At 58.2% G+C, this 18,379-nt stretch carries 16 protein-coding genes and 1 other annotated feature; of the genes, 6 read left to right on the forward strand and 10 right to left on the reverse strand.

Annotated elements, in window-relative coordinates:
• Positions 1 to 9: 9 nt before the first annotated feature.
• A complete protein-coding gene (locus LRL22_RS05325; protein ID WP_270904885.1) occupies positions 10 to 1,536 on the reverse strand; it encodes a YfcC family protein in 1,527 nt (508 codons plus the stop codon).
• 665 nt (positions 1,537 to 2,201) lie between these two features.
• Here LRL22_RS05325 and LRL22_RS05330 point away from each other — a divergent pair.
• On the forward strand, positions 2,202 to 3,824 hold the full coding sequence (locus LRL22_RS05330) for an acyl-CoA synthetase (protein ID WP_270904886.1): 1,623 nt from the start codon (positions 2,202 to 2,204) through the stop codon (positions 3,822 to 3,824).
• Positions 3,825 to 3,910: 86 nt separating this feature from the next.
• Here LRL22_RS05330 and LRL22_RS05335 read toward each other — a convergent pair whose 3' ends face one another.
• Positions 3,911 to 5,200 carry a sensor domain-containing diguanylate cyclase gene (locus LRL22_RS05335; protein ID WP_270904887.1) on the reverse strand — a complete coding sequence of 430 codons (1,290 nt, stop codon included), beginning with the start codon at positions 5,198 to 5,200 and terminating at the stop codon, positions 3,911 to 3,913.
• Between the two features lie 354 nt (positions 5,201 to 5,554).
• Here LRL22_RS05335 and LRL22_RS05340 point away from each other — a divergent pair, with 354 nt between their 5' ends.
• The gene (locus tag LRL22_RS05340; RefSeq protein ID WP_270904888.1) at positions 5,555 to 7,021 is read left to right on the forward strand and encodes a KAP family P-loop NTPase fold protein; all 1,467 of its coding nucleotides are present in this window, start codon (positions 5,555 to 5,557) and stop codon (positions 7,019 to 7,021) included.
• 33 nt (positions 7,022 to 7,054) lie between these two features.
• Here LRL22_RS05340 and hisIE read toward each other — a convergent pair whose 3' ends face one another.
• From hisIE to hisG, 8 genes are all read right to left on the reverse strand, one after another.
• The gene (gene hisIE / locus LRL22_RS05345; protein ID WP_075115322.1) at positions 7,055 to 7,705 is read right to left on the reverse strand and encodes a bifunctional phosphoribosyl-AMP cyclohydrolase/phosphoribosyl-ATP diphosphatase HisIE; all 651 of its coding nucleotides are present in this window, start codon (positions 7,703 to 7,705) and stop codon (positions 7,055 to 7,057) included.
• Complete coding sequence (gene hisF / locus LRL22_RS05350) at positions 7,698 to 8,471, reverse strand: imidazole glycerol phosphate synthase subunit HisF (protein ID WP_075115321.1); 774 nt, start codon at positions 8,469 to 8,471, stop codon at positions 7,698 to 7,700. The genes hisIE and hisF overlap by 8 nt, the downstream gene beginning before the upstream one ends.
• A complete protein-coding gene (gene hisA / locus LRL22_RS05355) occupies positions 8,471 to 9,232 on the reverse strand; it encodes a 1-(5-phosphoribosyl)-5-[(5-phosphoribosylamino)methylideneamino]imidazole-4-carboxamide isomerase (protein ID WP_270904889.1) in 762 nt (253 codons plus the stop codon). Before hisA ends, hisF begins: the two co-directional genes overlap by 1 nt.
• Positions 9,233 to 9,237: 5 nt before the next feature.
• Positions 9,238 to 9,861, reverse strand: a complete 624-nt coding sequence (hisH, locus tag LRL22_RS05360; RefSeq protein ID WP_075115320.1) for an imidazole glycerol phosphate synthase subunit HisH — start codon at positions 9,859 to 9,861, stop codon at positions 9,238 to 9,240.
• Positions 9,862 to 9,946: 85 nt separating this feature from the next.
• The gene (hisB, locus tag LRL22_RS05365; RefSeq protein ID WP_075115319.1) at positions 9,947 to 11,056 is read right to left on the reverse strand and encodes a bifunctional histidinol-phosphatase/imidazoleglycerol-phosphate dehydratase HisB; all 1,110 of its coding nucleotides are present in this window, start codon (positions 11,054 to 11,056) and stop codon (positions 9,947 to 9,949) included.
• A gap of 15 nt (positions 11,057 to 11,071) precedes the next feature.
• Positions 11,072 to 12,142: a histidinol-phosphate transaminase gene (hisC, locus tag LRL22_RS05370; protein ID WP_075115318.1), complete on the reverse strand. Its 1,071-nt coding sequence runs from the start codon at positions 12,140 to 12,142 to the stop codon at positions 11,072 to 11,074.
• Positions 12,139 to 13,464, reverse strand: coding sequence for a histidinol dehydrogenase (gene hisD / locus LRL22_RS05375; RefSeq protein ID WP_075115317.1), 1,326 nt, complete (start codon positions 13,462 to 13,464; stop codon positions 12,139 to 12,141). Before hisD ends, hisC begins: the two co-directional genes overlap by 4 nt.
• A gap of 12 nt (positions 13,465 to 13,476) precedes the next feature.
• On the reverse strand, positions 13,477 to 14,373 hold the full coding sequence (gene hisG / locus LRL22_RS05380; protein WP_151285979.1) for an ATP phosphoribosyltransferase: 897 nt from the start codon (positions 14,371 to 14,373) through the stop codon (positions 13,477 to 13,479).
• Between the two features lie 24 nt (positions 14,374 to 14,397).
• Positions 14,398 to 14,526 (reverse strand) — a sequence feature (His leader region).
• A gap of 187 nt (positions 14,527 to 14,713) precedes the next feature.
• Between hisG and LRL22_RS05385 the strand changes: the two genes are divergently transcribed.
• From LRL22_RS05385 to LRL22_RS05400, 4 genes are all read left to right on the forward strand, one after another.
• Entirely contained in the window at positions 14,714 to 14,959 is a 246-nt protein-coding gene (locus LRL22_RS05385; RefSeq protein ID WP_101324750.1) for a hypothetical protein, read from the forward strand.
• 67 nt (positions 14,960 to 15,026) lie between these two features.
• The gene (locus tag LRL22_RS05390; protein WP_270904890.1) at positions 15,027 to 16,946 is read left to right on the forward strand and encodes an ATP-dependent DNA helicase; all 1,920 of its coding nucleotides are present in this window, start codon (positions 15,027 to 15,029) and stop codon (positions 16,944 to 16,946) included.
• Between the two features lie 90 nt (positions 16,947 to 17,036).
• Positions 17,037 to 17,738 (forward strand): tRNA (adenosine(37)-N6)-threonylcarbamoyltransferase complex dimerization subunit type 1 TsaB, encoded by a 702-nt coding sequence (tsaB, locus tag LRL22_RS05395; RefSeq protein ID WP_005345613.1) that lies wholly within the window; start codon positions 17,037 to 17,039, stop codon positions 17,736 to 17,738.
• Positions 17,739 to 17,855: 117 nt separating this feature from the next.
• Positions 17,856 to 18,371 carry a Slp family lipoprotein gene (locus LRL22_RS05400; RefSeq protein WP_041202708.1) on the forward strand — a complete coding sequence of 172 codons (516 nt, stop codon included), beginning with the start codon at positions 17,856 to 17,858 and terminating at the stop codon, positions 18,369 to 18,371.
• Positions 18,372 to 18,379: the final 8 nt, after the last annotated feature.

Raw genomic sequence — 18,379 nt, forward strand, 5'->3', positions numbered from 1 at the left:
ACAGGCCTATCAGGCCAACATCACTTGCGCCACCAGCATCAGGGCGCCAAATCCCAGCACAAAGCCCACCATGGGCAGCACGAACTTGACCCACTTGTTGAACTGGATGCCGAGCATCTGCAGGGTGACCAGCACCAGTCCGGTGGGGGCCAGAAACAACATGGCGTATTGGCCCCAGTTGTAGGCCGATACCACGATATAACGGGGGATCATCACGGTATCTGCCAGCGGCGCCATGATGGGCATGGAGAGCACCGCGAGCCCGGAGGAGGAGGGCACCACCAGCCCCAGCAGGGTGAACACCAGCATCTGCGCCACCGCGAACACGGCGCCATGCATGCCGGAGACCAGATCGGAGGCGTAGGCCAGAATAGTGTCCGAGATCATCCCCTGATCCAGCACCAGATTGACCCCTCGTGCCAGCCCGATGATGAGCGAAACGGCCACCAGCTCCGATGCCCCCTGAGTAAAGGCCTCGACAGCCTCTTTCTCTTTGAGACCCGAGATAAAAATGATGATGATGGCGATGGTCAGGAAGGAGGCCGCCATCTGCGGGAACCACCAGCCGGCCATGGAGACGCCCCACACCATCAGCGGGAAGGCGAGGATAAACAGGGTCAGAATGATCTTGCGGCGAAGGGTGAAGGGCACCCCTTCATCCATGGCGCCCTCTTTGAGAAAACGGGCGCGAAAACTCTCTCTGTCCTCATAGGTGTAGGAGAAGGCAGGGTTGGCCTTGATCTTCTTGTAGTACCAGTAGAGATAACAGATCACCACCAGGGTGCCCACCAGACAGCCAATGGCGCGAAAGATCAGCCCCTCGGTAAAGGGAATGCCGGCGGCATTGGAGGCGATCACCACCGAGAAGGGATTGATGGTGGAGAAGGTGGTACCCATGGAGGCGGCGAGGAAGATGGCCCCTACGCAGACGATGGAGTCATAGCCGAGCGCCAGAAAGATGGGCACCAGTATGGGGTAGAAGGCGACCGCCTCTTCCTCCAGTCCGCAGGTGGTGCCTCCCAGCGCCATTACGAAGCAGACCAGCGCCACAAACAGGAACTCGTTGCCCCGGGTTTTGCGCGACAGCGCCACCAGCCCCGCACTGAATGCGCCTGTCTTGTTGATGACGCCGATCAGCCCCCCGAGCACCAGAATAAAGACGATGATATCCGCCCCCTCTATGGTGCCCTTGACCATGCTGACTGCCACGTCACCGAGCCCCTTGGGCGCTTGCTCCAGCCGTGCATAGGTGCCGGGAATGGCGATGGGCTTGCGGATGGTGCCGTTGGTAAATTGCTCCACCGCAATATTGATATTGAGTTTTGCCAGAGCATCCTGGGTTGCGGGAAGTCGGCTTATTTCCCCCTGTGGGCTATTGACCATCAGGCTTTCACTGGCCGGATTATAAGAGAGCTTGGCATAGGCGCCCGCCGGAATTATCCAGGTCAGCGCAATGGCCAGCAACATAATAAGAAAAAGAATGGTAAATGCAGTAGGGAATTGTCTGCGTGGTGTGGTATTCGGCACGGCACACATAAAATGCTCCTTGATAAAGCAGGTTTGGGCTCGGCGGAATATCGGGTCGATAGGGTTTCTGCGTCATACATCCAAGGTACGCAAACTCACTGTGGATTGCGTAGTGATTGGCGAGAAATCTGGCCTGATATTGAACATCCGGTAGATTGTTTCACGTTGTAACCGTAACCCGTGCGCGGCTGGATGAACATGGCGCCATGCTCGCTTTATGGGATGGCTCACAGAATTTATTTGTCATGGATCTAATAGCTGATATGAAATAAAATTCATTATGCAATAACTATTTCAGCTTTCGTTTAACGTGGCTTGTCTTAAATAAATGCCATGAAAATAGTGTGCACCGAGATGAATGGAATGACATATAAAGCAGCTTTGGCGGAATAATATTCCACTATCGTCATTTTTCGTTATTCGCCAAAAACAGCCTGTGAAAAAATAGCACGCTTTCCCGTAATGAAATATTTTTTGCAACGAAAACAGGGAACCCCTGTTGGCAGCAGGCTGTTCCTGTCTAAGACGTTTTGCTAATACCTGCCGCCGCAGGCTCGCTGTTAGGCTGTCATCCCCATAAGAGACCAGTGACGGGCAGGATGCCCATGTCGCTTGCTGATCTCTGAATCATCCCGAAACTGCCCGTTTTGTGCCACCTGTGAGGAAGGAATCCGATGACAGTGCAGAACATCTATGAGCGCGACCTTGCCAAAACCGCCGCCAATTTCGAGGCCCTGACCCCCATCAGCTTTTTGGGGCGGGCGGAGCGGGTCTATCCCGACTATCCGGCGCTGATCCACGGCTCGCTGCGCCAGAGCTGGGGCGAGACCGCCCGCCGTTGCCGTCAGTTGGCCTCGGCCCTGAGGCTTCGCGGCATCGGGGAAGGGGATACCGTCTCCATCGTTGCGCCCAATATCCCGGCGATGGTTGAAGCGCACTTCGGCGTGCCCATGAGCGGTGCTGTGCTCAACACCATCAATACCAGGCTCGATGCAGATTCGATGGCCTTTATCTTCCAGCATGCCCAGAGCAAGGTGGTGCTGGTGGACAGGGAGTTTGGCCCTGTGGTGCGCAAGGCACTGGATCTGCTGAAGAGCCAGCCGCTGGTCATCGCCATCGACGATCCCCTCTACCGGGAGGGGGCGCTTATCAGTGAACTGACCTATGAGGCTTTTATTGCCACTGGTAACGGCGATGAGCCAGGCTGGTTGCCAGAGGATGAGTGGCAGGCCATCTCCCTTAACTACACCTCCGGCACTACCGGCAACCCCAAGGGGGTGGTCTATCACCATCGCGGCGCCCACCTCAACGCCATCAACAACGTGCTCTCCTGGGAGCTGCCCAAACATCCCGTCTATCTCTGGACCTTGCCGATGTTTCACTGTAACGGCTGGTGTTTCCCCTGGACGCTGGCGGCCACCGCAGGGGTGAGCGTCTGCCTGCGTCATGTGCAGGCTGCCGCCATTTATGAGGCGCTGCACGAGCACAAGGTGAGCCATTTTTGCGCGGCGCCCATCGTGCTCAATATGCTCAACAATGCCGATCCGGTGCTCAAGCGGGGGCTGGATCACCCCATCAAGGTGATGACCGCTGGCGCTGCGCCGCCCGCCACCGTGATCGCCGGTATGGAAGCGATGGGGATCGCCGTGACCCACGTATATGGCCTCACCGAAACCTATGGCCCCTGCGTGTTGTGCGAACCGCAAAGAAGCTGGCAAGGTCAGGATGCCACGGCGATCTCCCGCCTCAAGGCACGGCAGGGTGTTGCATCGCCTCTGCAGGGGGAGATGCGTGTTATCAATCCGGTCAGTGGCGAGCCGGTAGCCAAAGATGGCAAAACCATGGGGGAGATAGTGCTGCGCGGTAATGTGGTGATGAAGGGGTATCTGAAAAATCCGGCGGCCAGCGCCGAGGCGATGGCGGAGGGGTGGTTTCGCAGTGGCGATCTGGCGGTATGGCACCCGGACGGTTATGTGGAGATCAAGGACAGATCCAAGGACATCATCATTTCGGGTGGGGAGAACATCTCCAGTCTGGAGGTGGAGGACGTGCTTTATCGTCATCCCGATGTGGATGAAGCGGCGGTGATCGCCATGCCAGATGAGAAGTGGGGAGAGGTGCCCTGCGCCTTCGTGAAACTGAAAGAGGGGCGAGAGACCACCCAGGCGGAGCTTATCGCCTTTTGCCGTGAGCAGATGGCCCACTTCAAGGCGCCTAAGCGCATCATCTTCACCCCGTTGCCCAAGACCTCCACCGGCAAGGTGCAAAAATTCGTGCTGCGCAAACAGCTGGGGTAGCAGCCTGTTCGTAAGGAGCGAGCACAGCCATTCATAGAAGGGAGATTCGAGGGAGTTTGAGGGCTGCTGGCCCTCCCGTTGTATGGCTAGGGGGTCTTGCAGGCAACGCAGTTGCGGCCGCTCTGTTTGGCCTGATAGAGCATCTGATCGGCGCGGGCGTAGAGGCTCTCCATCAGCTCCCCTTCGCCATTTTCCACCAGTCCAGCGCTGATGGTGATGACCAGCTTATCTCCATCTGGCAGGGGCAGCGGGCTTTGCATCACCTGCAGGCGCAGTCGCTCGGCCAGGGATGCGGCGGCCGAGAGGGTAGTGTTGGGCAGTAAAATGGCGAACTCGTCGCCACCGATACGAGCCAGCACATCTTCGCTGCGCAGCACCGATTGCATCACCCTGCCCAGATGCATCAGCGCGCTATCCCCAAGGGGATGGCCGAAACGATCGTTGATGCACTTGAACTGATCCACATCCAGCACCATCAGCACCGAAGTGAGGTGGTGGCGCATGTCCAGACTGAGGTTCTTCTCGCACAGTTCGAAAAAGAAACGGCGGTTGTAGAGACCGGTGAGGCTATCGCGCACCGACTGCTGGTGCAGCTGCTCCTTGAGCTGGTGCAGTTCGGTAATGTCGGAGGAGATACCGATCAGGGTGGGGGTGCCATCCCCCAGCAGAAAGGGCACCTTGACCGACCAGTAGTAGTGCTGATTTCCCTCGGGATCGGTCAGCATCTCTTCCCCGGCTTGCAGCTCGCCGGTTTCGAATACCCGGTTGTCCAGTCGCCACAGCTGGCAGGCGCTGCCCGCGGGTATCACCTCATCATCTCGCCGGTTGATGATCTGCTCGGCAGGAAGGCCCAGCAGATCGGCGACCTTTTGGTTGACGTAGAGAAAGCGGTGCTGGCTGTCCTTCATATAGATATGGGCATCCACGTTGGCGAGGATGATTTCCAGCAGCTGATGCTGCTCCGCCATGCGGGCCTCAATCAGCTTGTGTTCGGTGATATCGGTGGAGATGCCGCACAGGCCGATCAGGTTGCCATCCTTGTCATGGATGGGCTTTTTAACGGTCCAGTAGCAGCGCTTTTCCCCGGTGGATTTGAGGTAGTTGATCTCCTCCTGGGCGATGGCGAGCTGCTGCTCCAGTACCAACCGGTCGTTGCGTTGAATGGTGTCGGAGAATTCGAGATCAAAAAAGGCCCGATCATCCTGCCCCTGCAACTCGGCGAGGGTGCAGCCAAAGAGATCCAGCACCGCCTGATTGGCATAGGTGTAACGGCCCGCCAGATCCTTGGTAAACATGTAGGCGTCCGTCTCGTTGAAGATGGCTTTGAGGTGATCCAGCTCATGCTGTAACTGGATAGAGAAGGGCTCATCCTTCATGGGGCTAACCATCCTTGGTTAAGGGCATCGTTGTATACAGCGCGAATATATGTACCAACGGTTTAAATTAAGCACTTCACAGGCCATGTTTCGCGTTTATTTCCGCAGGATCTGCGCCATGTCACACGATTGTCATCGTTGGTGTGGTCAAAGGAAATCAACTGAGTCCGTGGCTGTTCAGATAACCGTTTCCCCTGTATCGACCCAGTTTTGTGGGCCAGCAGCAAAGAGATTGCCCAGCAGTCAAATACGCCACTCCGAACGGCAGAAAGGGCAACAAACAGGTCTTTAATCAAACTATTTTCACTGTGTCCTTGATATCATCCTCAGCAACGCAATATGGAGAGATACGAGATGGCAGTGGCACCGTTTAATTGGGATGACGCAGTTCAGTGGGACGGGCCGGGGGCCATTGCGGGTAGCGAAGAGATCTTGAGTGCCGATCGGCTGGATCGCGCCCGCTATGCCGAATTTCTGACTAAATACCTCGCCGCCGAAGGCAAGCAACGCAACTATGTGCTCAACCTCAATGCCGAGTGGGGGGCGGGTAAAACCTGGTTTATCAAGCGCTGGTATATGGAGCTGAAAGCGCACTATCCCACCGTCTATATCGATGCCTGGCAGCAGGACTTTTCCGATGATCCCTTATTGACGGTTATCTCGTCGATTATCGATCAATTGAGAGATGCAACAGGAAATAAGGTTGCAATACCTGATGGCATCAAGTCCAAACTATTGGGTTTGCTCAAGGTGGGCGGAAAATTGGTACTCAAGTCAGCCATTAAAAAAGCTGGACTTGAAGATGGTGACTTTTCTATGGAAGGCGAAGATGCAGATAAGCTGGTTGATACACTGTGCAGCAATCACAAAGAGCGTTATGAATCTATCCAATATCTTAAAAATGAGATCCGGCAATGGGTTGAGGGAGCTGTTGGTTTAAGTGAAGGAGAACTGGACTATCCCGCATTTATTTTGATAGATGAGCTTGATCGTTGTCGTCCTTCCTATGCTGTGGAAATGCTGGAGACTATCAAGCATATTTTTGATATTCCCAAGGTGGTATTTGTGCTGGCAACAGATACCGAGCAGTTGCAGCATGCTATCAAGGTAATTTATGGAGAAGGATTTCATGCATCTGCTTATCTAAGACGTTTTTTTAGGCGGCAATTTTCCTTAAAGGAAATATCAAAAGCGTCATTCATTGAAAGCTACATGACTATTGATGATGCATCATGGGAGAACCTTTTCCCAAGATTTAAAACAATAAGCGAATTTTCATTGTTGCTATCCGTGCTCGCAGATGCCTTTGGTCTTCAGCTTAGAGATATTGAGCAATACATAGACAAAGTAAAGGCGGCAATATCAAATTTTAGTGATGATTTTGATTTAGTGATTTTTTCTATACTTCTTTTAGCCAAAGAGCATGAGCCTGACTTATATAGGCAGATAGTGAATTTAGAACTATCACTTCGAAATGATAATAAAAAACCAATATCTAATGTTGGGTTCTATGAACGATTTAAAGTGAATAGTATGTTGCAGTTTAACTTGCCTTCAGAGAGTAATGGCATAGATCTTTTAAAGACAGAAATAAGCATATCTAAATATATAAATTGTTTCTTTTATTCCATGAGACATAAAGCGCAATTAGTCGCAGAAAGGAACGCAATTGCGATAGGTGGGGTGTTGGGTCAACATCATATAGATGCATTCACAATTGCTAGCAAAGAAGAGACATTATTGGCTTATCACTTGGCGAATCAGAGTGTCAATATTAATGAGTATCAAGATCTTGTTGAGCTAGCATGCAACTTAAAATAGAAATGGGCATAAGCCCATCTCTAAATATGAATATTATTTTTGATGCCGCTCATAAAGCCGCTGCACCACATCCTGTAATCCCAGCCCCTCGTTTTGCAGCAGTACGGTCAGGTGGTAGAGCAGATCGGCGGATTCGTTGATGAGCTCTTCCCGATCCTTGGCCATGGCGGCCAGCGCCACTTCAACACCTTCCTCACCTACCTTCTGGGCGATGCGCTTGGTGCCTTTGCCGTAGAGGCTGGCGGTGTAGCTGGTGGCCGGATCGGCCCCTTTGCGGGCGGCCAGCACCTGTTCCAGCTCTGCCAGAAAACCGAGGGGTGGCAGCGGGTGACCGTGGAAGCAGGAGGTTGTCCCTTTGTGGCAGGTGGGGCCGACGGGGTTGGCGGCAATCAGCAGGGAGTCCTGATCACAGTCGGTGCTGATGGCCACGAGCTGGAGCACATTGCCCGAGCTTTCGCCCTTGGTCCAAAGCCGCTGTTTGCTGCGGCTAAAGAAGGTGACCTGACCTGTGGTCTGGGTCTTTTCCAACGCTTCGCGGGTCATAAAGCCCTGCATCAGCACCTCGCCGCTGGCGGCGTGCTGGATGATGGCGGGGATCATGCCGTCGCATTTTTCCCAGTCGAGTTGCTCGGCAAGGGGGCGCGCGCTGGCGGTTGTTTGTGTGTTATCTGAGAAGTTATTCACGGATGGCGACTCCTTCGGTTTTCAGCCAGCGTTTCAATTCGGGAATGGGGATAAGGCCCTTGTGGAACACGGAGGCGGCCAACGTCCCGTCCACATCGGCGAGGGTAAAAGCATCGCGAAAGTGTGCCATGGCACCGGCGCCGCCGGAGGCGATCAGCGGCACCTTGCAGACGCTGCGCACCAGCTTGAGCTGGTCGAGATCATAACCCTGACGCATGCCGTCCTGATTCATCACGTTCAGCACGATTTCGCCCGCGCCGCGTTTTTGCACCTCCTGCACCCAGTCGAGAGTGTGCCAGGCGGTGGTGCGGGTGCGGCTCTCGTCACCGGTAAACTGTTTGACCTGATAGTGGCCCGTGTCGGCGTCGAAGTAGGAGTCAATGCCCACCACCACGCACTGCACGCCAAAGCGCTCGGCCAGTCGGCTGATAAGCGTCGGGTCGGCAAGGGCAGGGGAGTTGATGGAGACCTTGTCGGCGCCAAATTCGAGGATCTGGCGGGCGTCTTCCACGCTTTTGATGCCACCGGCGACGCAGAAGGGGATATCGATCACCTCCGCTACCCGGCTTACCCAGCTCTTGTCCACTACCCGCGCATCGCTGGAGGCGGTGATGTCATAGAACACCAGCTCGTCAGCGCCCTCTTCGGCGTAGCGGCGCGCCAGCTCGACAATGCCGCCCATCACCTCGTGGTTGCGAAATTGCACCCCTTTGACCACCACGCCATCTTTCACGTCGAGGCAGGGGATAATGCGTCTTGCCAGCATCAGTTGCCTCCTGTGGTATCAAATGCGGGGGCTTGCCAGCAGGCGATGGCGTCACCTACCGAGAACTTGCCTTCCAGCAGGGCACGGCCAAGGATGATCCCCTTGACGCCGGAGCCCTTGAGCGCCTCGATATCCGCGATGCCGCCAATGCCGCCGGAGGCTTGAAAGGCGACGCTCGGGTAGCGGGCGCAGAGATCCCGATAGAGCTCGACGTTGGTGCCAGCCAGGGTGCCGTCACGGCTGATGTCGGTGCAGAGCACATGCTTGAGCCCGGCGGGGAGGAAGCGCTCGATCAGCGCCTCGATGGTCACACCGCTGTTCTCCTGCCAGCCTGCCACCGCGATATGGCGATTGCCCTGCTCATCGATATTGACGTCCAGCGCCAGCACGATCTGCTCGGGGCCATATTTCTCCATCCAGCTGGCTACCAGATCCGGGGATTTGACGGCGGTGGATCCAATCACCACCCGGCTGGCACCGGCGGCCAGCAGATCCGCCACATCCTGTTCGGTGCGCACGCCGCCGCCGACTTGCACCGGCGCTTCGGTGGCTGACAGCAGTTGGGTCAGCAGGGGCAGCTGGCGCGCCTTGGCATCCTTGGCTCCGTCCAGATCTACCAGATGGAGCTGCACCGCCCCCTGGGAGACATATTCGTCGAAGCGGGCCTGCGGGCTGCTGCTGTATTCGGTCTTCTGCTCGTAGTCCCCCTGATAGAGGCGAACTACCTGACCATTGATAAGGTCAATTGCGGGAATGATCATGCTAGTCACAGCTCCAGAAAATTTTGCAGCAAACGGGCACCGGCTGCGCCTGAGCGCTCCGGGTGGAATTGGGCGCCAAAGAAGTTGTTACGGGCGACAATCGCGGTAAAAGGCTTGCCATAGTCGCAGGTCGCCAGCGTCGCTTCGGTTACCTCCAGCGCATAGGAGTGAACGAAATAGAAGTAGCTGCCGCTCGGGATCCCCTTGAGCAGAGGATGGGTCTCGTCGTGTTCAATCTGGTTCCAGCCCATATGGGGCAGGCGCAGATTACCGACCTCCATCAGGCGGATCTTGCCCGGCACTATGCCAAGGCAGTCGATAAGCCGCTCTGACGAGTCATCCGTACCCATGCTCTCTTCGGAGGCCTCCGCCAACATCTGCATACCGAGGCAAAAGCCCAGCAGCGGCTGTTTGGCGGCGCGAATAAGGGGCACCAGTCCCCGTTCATTGAGGTTTTTCATGGCGGCCACCGCAGTGCCGACACCGGGCAGGATCAGCTTGTCCGCCTGCTCGATATCGGCGGCCTGGCTTGAGACCAGCGGCTGCACGCCGAGGCGCTCGAATGCCATGCGCACCGAGGCCAGATTGGCACAGCCGGTGTCGATGATGACAAGTTTTTGATTGTTCATCGTCTGCCCTTACTCATATCGATTGGCGAGATTCGCACCATCAATGCGGTGTCGATAATGACCAGCTTCTGCTTGCTCACATCCATCACAGCACTCCCTTGCTGGAGGGAAGCTCGCTCCCTTCCACCCGAATGGCCTGACGCAGGGCGCGGCCAAAGCCTTTGAACAACGCTTCCACCTGATGATGGGTGTTGCCGCTGCCCACCTTCATCTGCAATGTGATGGCCATGGCATCGGAGAGGGAGCGGAAGAAGTGGGGCACCATCTCGGTGGCCATCTCACCCACCTTGTCACGGCCAAAGCCGCTCGGGCAGTCAAACACGAAGTAGGGGCGGCCGCTGAGATCCAGCGCAGTGCTCACCTCCTGCTCGGTCAGCGGGCGCGCATCGATCACTGCCTGCACTTCATCCATCGCCAGCACGAAGCCGAAACGGCCGATGCCGCGCTTGTTGCCAAGGGCCTGACGCAATGCCTGACCGAGGGCCAGACCGACGTCTTCCACCGTGTGGTGATCGTCGATATGCAGGTCGCCGCTGACGTTCAGCTTGAGCTGGAAACCGGCGTGGGTGGCGATCTGATCCAGCATGTGATCAAAGAAGCCGATACCGGTGGCGATCTGGTTGCCGCCGCTCTTGTCTAAGTCCAGCGCCACCTGGATGCGGGTCTCCTTGGTGTAGCGTTCCACCGAGGCTACGCGGCCTTTGCATAACAGCTGATCACGGATGGCGAGCCAGTCGTGATCCTGCGGGTGGTAGCGAATACCGCCAATGCCCATATTCTCGGCAAGCTGCAGATCGGTCTGGCGATCGCCAATCACGAAGGAGTTGGCAAAGTCGATACGACCGGAGGCGAGATACTCCTTCACCAGTCCGAGGTGGGGCTTGCGGCAGCTGCAGCCGTCGGTGGGGAAGTGCGGGCAGATCAGCACCTGTTCCCACTTCACCCCTTGCGATTCAAACAGGTGCATCATCAGATCATGGGGGGGCTGGAAGTTCTCCAGCGGCAGGCTGGCGGTGCCCAGCCCATCCTGATTGGTCACCATCACCAGCACGTAACCGGCGGCCTGCAACTCGCGCAGCACCGGAATGACCATGGGCTCGAAGCGCAGCTTGGCGAGGCTGTCCACCTGCTTGTCGGTCACCGGCTCTTCAATCAGGGTGCCGTCGCGGTCGATAAACAAAAACGGGGTCTTCATCGCTACATCCTTGTCTTAAAAAGAGGGTGAGGGCAGGTCACGCAATACCGCCAGCACGGCATCCATCTCGCCCTGATAGCCGATGGTGATGCGAATGCTGTTGTCCAGACCCGGCTTGCTGGAGAAATCCCGCAGAATGATGCCGGCGGCCTTCATGGCGGCAAAGACGGTGGCGCCATCCACAAAGCGCACCAGCACGAAGTTGCCCTTGTCCTCGAATACTTCCTTCACGCAGGCAAGCTTTGTCAGCTCTGCCTTGAAGGCGGCTTTTTGCTTGTTGAGCTCTACCACTCGCTCGCGCATCAGCTCCAGCCCCATGGGGGAGAGGGCCTGCGCCGCGATCTGGGCGATGGGCTCGGGGATGGGATAGGGGGCGATCACTTTGGCCAGCATGGCGATCACCTCTGGGCTTGCCAGAGTAAAGCCACAGCGGATACCCGCCAGGGCAAAAGCCTTGGAGAGGGTGCGGGTCACCACCAGATTGGGGAAGCGGGCCAGCAGGTCCACCACGGACGCCTCGGGGCAGAACTCGATATAGGCCTCGTCCACCACCACGATGGCGCGATCACGCGCCTTCTCCAGCAGGGCGATGAGGCCGTCGCGACCCACCAGATCCCCGGTGGGATTGTTGGGGGAGCAGAGAAACACCAGCTTCACGTCACTGAGGCGATCGGCAATGGCGGGCCAGTCGGGCTGACGGTTGGCGGTCAGCGGCTGTTCGACGATGCCCACGCCACAGGTCTCGGCGCTGATGGCGTACATGCCGTAGGTGGGCGGGCAGATGAGGATCTGATCTTCACCCGCTTCACAGAAGGTGCGGATCAAGAGCTCGATGGCCTCATCGGCGCCGCGGCTCACCAGCACCTGATCCGGATTAACCCCGGCGTAGGCGGCATAGCCGTTCACCACCTCGGCCGGTTGGCACTCAGGGTAGCGGTTGAGACGGCTCCCCTCGATGGTGAAGGGATAGGCCTGCGGCGCCTCGTTGGCGTTGAGCCAGACGTGGCCCTTGCCGCCGATGCGGCGGGCGGATTGATAAGGGGTGAGGGCCCGCACCACGCGGCGCGCCAGATTGGCAATGCTCATGACAAATCCTTCTGCTGTGCTGTTGGTTGGGGCGCGGTGGCCAAGGCATTCAACCTGAGGGTGACGGCATTTTTGTGGCCATCGAGCCCCTCGGCCTGGGCGATACGCTCGACGATAGGGCCAAGGCCCTGAATACCGCGCTCACTCAGCTCCTGCACCGTGTAGCGGCGCTGATAATCGGCGAGGCCAAGGCTGGAGCAGGTGCGGGCATAGCCGTAGGTAGGCAGAGTGTGGTTGGTGCCGCTGGCGTAATCGCCGACCGACTCGGGGGTCCATGCTCCGAGAAAGATGGAACCGGCGTTCTCGAGTTTATCCAGCAGATCGCGGGGGGCTCGGGTCTGCACGATCAGGTGCTCCGGCGCATAGGCGTTGGAGATGGCACACGCCTCGGCCAGATCGTCACAGAGGATCACCAGACTGCTGCCGAGCGCCTGCGCGGCGATATCGCGGCGGCTCAACTTGGCCAGCTGGCTCTTGATCTCCCCTGCGATGGCATCGGCCAACAGGGGCGAGGTAGTCACCAGCACCACCTGGCTGTCGGGGCCGTGCTCGGCCTGGGAGAGCAGATCCGCTGCCACGAAGGCGGGGTCGGCGCTCTCGTCGGCAATCACCAGCACCTCGGAGGGGCCAGCGGGCATGTCGATGGCAGCACCGCGCCAGTCGCGGGATACCTGCCCCTTGGCTTCGGTCACATAGGCGTTGCCCGGGCCGAAGATCTTGTCCACCTTGGGAATGCTCTCGGTGCCGTAAGCCATCGCCGCGATGGCCTGGGCGCCGCCGATGGCGAACACCTTCTCGACGCCGCAGGCGCGGGCGGCAAACAGGATCTCGTCGCTGGCCGGAGACGGGGTGCAGAGCACCACTTCACGGCAACCGGCGATAGCCGCCGGAATAGCCAACATCATCACGGTGGAGGGGAGCGGCGCGCTGCCCCCCGGCACATAGAGGCCGACCCGACTGATGGGCTGGGTGCGCAGCTCGCACACCACACCGGGTTGGGTCTCCACTCTTACCACCGGCTGCACTTGTGCGGCATGGAAGGTGCGAATGTTGGCAATGGCCGCTTCGATGGCGCTTTTTATCTCGTCATCCAGTCGTGCGCAGGCTTCCTCGATTTCGGCTTCGCTGACGCGCAACTGCTCACGGGGGGCGCGCTCGAAGCGCAGGCTCAGCTCGCGCAGGGCCTCATCGCCACGGCTACGCACCGCGGCGATGATATCCCGCACTACGGCGCCAATATCGGCCTCGTCATTGAGGGCGGGCCGAGTCAGCACGTCGGCCTGCTGGGCGGGGGAGAGGGTCTTCCAGATCAGGGTCTGCATGATATCCCTTCCTTATTCCATCATTTTTTCGATGGGCAGCACCAGAATGGAGCTGGCACCGAGGGCCTTGAGCTGCTCCATGGTCTCCCAGAACAGGGTCTCGCTGGAGACGACGTGCAGGGCCACCTGATTGGTGTCACCGGCCAGTTGCATGATGGTGGGGCGCTCGGCACCCGGCAGCAGATCGGTGATGGCATCGAGCTTGTCTTTGGGGGCGTGCAGCATGATGTACTTGCTCTCGCGGGCCTGCTGCATCCCCTGAATGCGGGGCAGCAGTTTGTCGATGAGCTTCTGCTTGGCATCGGACAAGGGGTTGGGGGCCTGTACCAGTACCGCCTTGGAGCGGTAGATCACCTCCACCTCTTTCAGGCCATTGGCTTCCAGGGTCGCGCCGGTGGAGACCAGATCGCAGATGGCATCAGCCAGGCCCGCGCGGGGCGCCACTTCCACCGAGCCGCCCAGCATCACGCTCTTGAAGCCGAGCCCCTTGTCGTCAAAGAAGCGCTTGAGCAGCCCGGGATAGGAGGTGGCGATGCGTTTGCCGGCAAGGCTCGCTGGCCCTGTGTAGTTCACATCTTCCGGCACCGCCAGCGAGAGGCGGCAGCCACCAAAGTCCAGCTGCTTGAGGGTTTTGACCTCGAATGGCAGGCCCTGTGAGGCGCGAATAAGCTGCACCTCTTCCAGCACGTTTTCGCCGATGATGCCAAGATCGACCACCCCTTCCATCACCAGACCCGGGATGTCGTCATCACGCACCCGCAGGATATCGATGGGCATGTTCTCGACATGGGCGATGAGGCGCTGCTCGCGCAGGTTGATTTTCAGGCCACAGCTCTTGAACAGGGCTTGGGAGTCCTGGCTCAGACGACCGGACTTTTGCATGGCGATACGCAGGCGTTGTGTTTCCATTGCTCGATTTCCTTCTAGTCAAAAACGAAAAAACCCTCGGAAGTGGGTGCTTCCGAGGGTTTATGAATCTTGCGGTCCTTTTGGAAGTCACCAGTTAAGTGTCTTCCAGCAGTCAACCTCCTGAAAGACTAGTCGGGATGATGATGGTGGTGATGAGTCTTCAGGGTGGTGAACTTCATGTAATCAATCCTTTACAAAATAAGATGTCGTAATTGACGCCTGATTTAAACTACCTGCCTTGACAGAAAATGCAACCCGAAATTGTGATTTGATCGATTAAAGTGGCGAAAACGGTTTTCTGGTCGATAACTAGACAATAATCCCTGCAGGAGTCGCTATCATGCCCAGCCAGGACCTGTTGTTCCCCATTTTGCCCCGGGCGCCCGCTGCGCCCGGCAGCGAAGAGATCAAGCGGGAAGTGAACCAGATCAGCAAAAAGCACCAGCTGCGCAAGACCAGCACTGACAACAGTGACTCCCAGCAGCGCCAGCAGGCATATAACACGCCCGCCAAACGTGATCAGCCAAAGGCGGAGGAGGACGATCACAAGCCGGACCCCGAGCATCAGATCGATCTGTTCGTCTAGGCAGATTATCTGTCCCGCTTTTGCCGCGCTTTTGGCATAATGGCTGCTTTTGCTGCGGGACGCCCTTTTGACCATCCAGACCCTGTTCAAGCCAGATGGCCCTCTGGCCAGCCATATCGACGGTTTCAAAGCCCGCGCTCCCCAACTGGAGATGGCCGAAGCGGTCGCGCGCGCCATCAAAAGTAGTGGCCGTCTGCTGGTTGAGGCGGGGACCGGTACCGGCAAGACCTACGCCTATCTGGTGCCTGCGCTGGAATCCGGCAAGCGGGTGGTGATCAGCACCGGCTCCAAAAATCTGCAGGAACAGCTCTTCTATCGGGATCTCCCGACCATTACCGGCGCGCTCTCCTACACCCCGCCTGTGGCCCTGCTCAAGGGGCGCAGCAACTATCTCTGCATCGAGCGGATGAACCGGCTCTTGAGTGAATCTCATCTGCAAAAGCCTGAGATCCTGAACGATCTGGTGAAGGTCAAATCCTGGTCCACCGCCACCGATAACGGCGATGTGGGGGATATTCCGGGATTGCAGGAGAACGCCGAGATCCTCGCCCACGTCACCAGCACCAACGATAACTGCCTCGGTCGCGACTGCCCCTATTACGACGACTGCCATCTGGTGGTGGCACGACGCCGCGCTATGGATGCCCAGGTGGTGGTGATCAACCACCACCTCTTCTTCGCCGATATGGCGGTGAAAGACACCGGATTTGGCGAGTTGGTGCCACAGGCGCAAGTCTATGTGTTTGATGAAGCCCATCAGCTGCCGGAGATCGCCACCAACTACTTCGGCAAGTCGGTAGGCAGCCGAACAATTCAGGATTTGGCGCAGGATATCCAGCTGGCCTATCGGGCAGAGGCCCACGACATGGCCCAGCTCGGCAAGGCGGCGGACCGGCTTGCTATCGCCAGTCAGGACTTGCGTCTCGCCTTCGGGGTAGATGGCGGTCGCGGCAATACCCGCGACATGCTGCGCCAGCCGCTTTGGGGGCAGGCTTTGGCTCGTCTCAACGACGCCATCGGGCTTTGCTACGAAGTGCTCAAACTGGCTCTCGGCCGGGGTGAGCAGCTGGATCACGCCTTCGAACGGATCAGTGAACTGCGCACCCGCCTGGGTGAAGTGCTGGCGGTCAACCAGACCGGTTTCTCCTACTGGTACGACTGCTCACGGCTTCATTTCACCCTCAATCTGACGCCGCTATCGGTGGCCGAGCGATTCAGTGCCGAGGTGCAAAGACCGGAAGTTGCCTGGGTCTTCACCTCCGCCACCCTGACGGTGGATATGCGCTTTGATCACTTCAAGGCCGAGCTGGGGCTGGCAGGCAGCGCCGAGCTTATTCTCGACAGTCCGTTCGACTATGGCGAGCAGGCGCGGCTCTGTGTGCCCCGCTATCTGCCGGAACCCAACGCCTTTGGCCGTGGCGAGCAGTTGGCCAATCTGATGCTCCCCCTCATCAACAAGACGCCGGGTGGCTGTTTCTTCCTCTGCACCAGCCATCAGGTGATGCGTCAGGTAGCCGAGGTGCTGCGCCGGGAGATTGGCCGCACCGTCTTGTTGCAGGGGGAGGACAACAAGCAGCGGTTGCTCAAGGAGTTTGTCGAGAATGGCCGCGCCGTGCTGGTGGCGACCAGCAGCTTCTGGGAGGGGATCGACGTGAGAGGGGCGGCGTTGTCGTGTGTTATCATCGACAAGCTGCCGTTTGCCAGCCCCGATGATCCGCTGCTCAAGGCGCGGGTGGATGATTGCAAGCTCAAGGGGGGGGATCCCTTCGCCGAGCTGCAGTTGCCCAAGGCGGTGATTGCCCTTAAGCAGGGGGTGGGGCGGCTTATTCGTGATCGCACTGATCACGGGGTGCTGGTGATATGTGATCCCCGCATGGTCAACAAACCTTACGGTGCCACCTTTATCAAGAGTCTGCCCGCCATCCCTCGCACCCGGGAGTTGGGAACGCTGGGGAGTTTTTTCGATCGCACTGAACGCGGTGAATAAGTGTGCCGTCAGCTAACAGATTTGAACAACGGGTGAGCATATCTCGCTTGCCGGTTATGTAATTGACTGATTTTATAGAGATTGGAAAGCATGAATGAGTTGAAGATCCTGGCCGTAGATACCGCCACCGAAGCCTGCTCCGCCGCCTTGCTGGTGGGTGACAAGCTGTTCTCCCGCTGGGAGGAGGCGCCACGGGATCACACCCGAAAAATCCTGCCCATGGTTCAGGCTGTGTTAGAGGATGCCGGGATAAGTTTGAGTGACCTCGATGCCATCGCGTTCGGCCGTGGCCCGGGCTCCTTTACCGGCGTGCGAATCGGCATCAGTGTGGCGCAAGGTCTGGCGTTTGGTGCGGGTGTCCCGCTGATCGGCATCTCGACCCTGGCCGCCATGGCGCAAGGGGCCTATCGACTGGATGGCGCCGAGCAGGTGCTGACCGCCATCGATGCGCGGATGAACGAGGTCTATTTCGGCCGCTATGAGCTGATTGATGGCCGCATGCAGCTGGTGGGGGACGAGGTGGTGAGCGAGCCCGCGGCACTGGTTGACGTCCGTGGCAAGCTGGCGGGCCCTGTGACCTGCGTCGGCACCGGCTTTGAAACCTATGGCGAGACCCTGAGTGGTCTGGCCGATGAGCTGGCGGTGAGTCAGGTACGCTTCCCGGCGGCAGAAGACATGCTGCCGTTGGCCCGCGCCGCTTGGCTGGCGGGGGAGGCGGTACCGGTTGAACAAGCAACACCGGTCTATTTGCGTGACAAGGTGACCTGGAAAAAACTGCCGGGTCGCGAATAAGGGCAGGAGCGCTGACGTCATGTCGCTCTTGCCGCTCATCAGCTGCAATAAAAGCGGATGGCCCGACGGCCACGCCAGCAACAGGAGAGTGACATGATGCGTAATAGCAGAAGCGACATGATGAAACGCGGGATGGTGGTCGGGGCGCTGGCCCTGCTGCTCGGGGCCTGCAGCTCGGTTCCCAAGGAGCTGGCCTATGAGCCAGAAAACCAGCTGGTGGCCTATCAGCCCGCCCTTGGCGGAATGGAGGGCAAACCGGCCCGCTGGAGCGGCGTTATCTCGGCGGTGCACAACAAGGCGGATCAGAGCGTTATTGAAGTGGTCTATCTGCCGCTCAAGTCCAACGGTGTGCCGGAGCAGACCGAGCAGAGCCCGGGCCGTTTTCTGGCCATCATGAAGGGCTTTGTCGACCCGACCCTCTATGCCAAGGGGCGCAGCCTGACTGTGCTTGGCACCATAGGCAAACCGGTTGATAGCCAGATTGGCGAGCACAAGTACCGCTTCTCTGTGCTCAATGTGACGGGCAGCAAGCTGTGGCCGCCAGTCAAGGAGGTGGAGGTACGTTATATGGACCCCTACTTCTACGACCCCTTCTATGATCCCTTCTGGCCGAGACGGCCGCTGCGTCGCTAAGGCTTGCC

The organism is Aeromonas sp. PI_26 (assembly GCF_027854445.1).
Lineage (GTDB): Bacteria > Pseudomonadota > Gammaproteobacteria > Enterobacterales > Aeromonadaceae > Aeromonas > Aeromonas veronii.